The sequence below is a fragment of the bacterium genome, assembly GCA_024226335.1.
Taxonomy (GTDB): domain Bacteria; phylum Myxococcota_A; class UBA9160; order SZUA-336; family SZUA-336; genus JAAELY01.
Genome location: JAAELY010000525.1, coordinates 1 through 1,426, shown reverse-complemented (window position 1 = coordinate 1,426; position 1,426 = coordinate 1). Strand labels below are relative to the sequence as shown.

Annotated in this window: 1 protein-coding gene; it reads right to left on the bottom strand. The window is 61.2% G+C overall.

Going from position 1 to position 1,426, the window contains the following annotated elements; genetic code table 11:
* The coding region (locus GY725_25495; protein MCP4007549.1) for an AAA family ATPase at positions 1–1,022 on the bottom strand (1,022 nt) is incomplete at its 3' end.
* Positions 1,023–1,426: the final 404 nt, after the last annotated feature.

Sequence of the window (1,426 nt, the reverse complement as noted above, 5' to 3'; positions counted from 1 at the left end):
TCTTGCTGGAGCACTGTGAGCGCGATGAAGCGCATTGTGCCGTCTGACAGTGCGCTTGCCGGCAGCTCCAATCCGTATCGATCCTTCATCATCAGCGTCAGGACCTTCCGGCTATCATCACGATCGACTCGGATGCTTCGGACTCCTTCGACCAACTCGGCTAGCCGATTTGCCGTCGAGGAGAGCACCCGGCCCTCGTGTTCTGCATTGTCAGGAGTGGTGGCAAGGCGATAGAGCGCGGCTGGGATGTGGGCGCCGGTGGCCGCCATCAGATCTTCACTCTGGAAGTTGTCCGGCTCGCGCATCGCCGAGGGCTCTAGCTGGAGTAACCGCCCGCTCCGCATCTCTTTGCGGACGAGGACAGCAGTTCGAGTCTCGTCAGCGTTCTGGGCCGAAGAGAGTACTGTACGCGGCAGCGTCGCCGCCAAGAAACCGGCCGGTTTTCCTCCTCCTCTGCGGGTCTTCTCCGAGTCCTGCATGCGATCGGCGTGAAGATTCACGACTCCCTTCTCAGTATCTGTCGAGATGAACGACTTGGTACGATAGGACTTACGGACGACCGAATCTCGCCAATCGCCAGTGTGCGGGAACACAAGGCGCTTCTTCGCTTCACGCTTCGTGATGTAGGAGAGAGACTCTCGCTCGAGCTGGATTCGATCTCGAAGACGACTGTCGGAAGTCGGCTGAATGCTGAGCAGCAATTCATAGCGAACAAAGGTCGCGCTAGCCTCGGCGCGCTGCCCAAACTCGTCTTCTCCTTGGCCAGGTATGAGCATCTCGGCGATGAGCAGCATCTCCTGAGTGCCGTGCGCGGAGAAGAGTCCTCGCGGGCTATCTCCGCCTCTGGTATTCCTCGCTGCTTCCACGAAGGGCTTGTCAGCCAATTCGCTCAGAAACAGTACCGCGTCGAAGACGTTTGACTTGCCGACACCATTGGGCCCAGCGATGCATGTGAAAGGGCCGAAGTGCACATCGATGTCTATGAGGTTCTTGAAGCCTCTGGTTTTGAGCCGGGTGAGCATGGGAGCCTCCTTGAGACCGGTCTTGCCAGGAGTCGAGAGACTTCATTCTAACGTGGAACCAGAGCCGGTCGTATCAAGCCGTCCGGCGTATCGAGGCGCGATCCCAGTGCCCCGACTGACTGTGCATCCGCATTGCGACGCTTCGAGCTCGGTTCCTGCTCCGCGCCCCCAGGCCGCCGGTGCGCAGTTCCTACCACGCCACGAGTATGTGCCGACGGAGATACGGGAAGCACCGGCCCGGGACGTGAGCCCTGGGTAACTACGACACTGCCAGGTCGAGCGACGTCGCCACCAGGGGTTCCGCGGCGCCCGGCTCGGCCTCGGCGACGCAGACCCGGTCGCGGCCGGCGCGCTTGGCCCGGTAGAGGGCGACGTCGGCGGCCTCGATGAATTCCTCTTTGGAG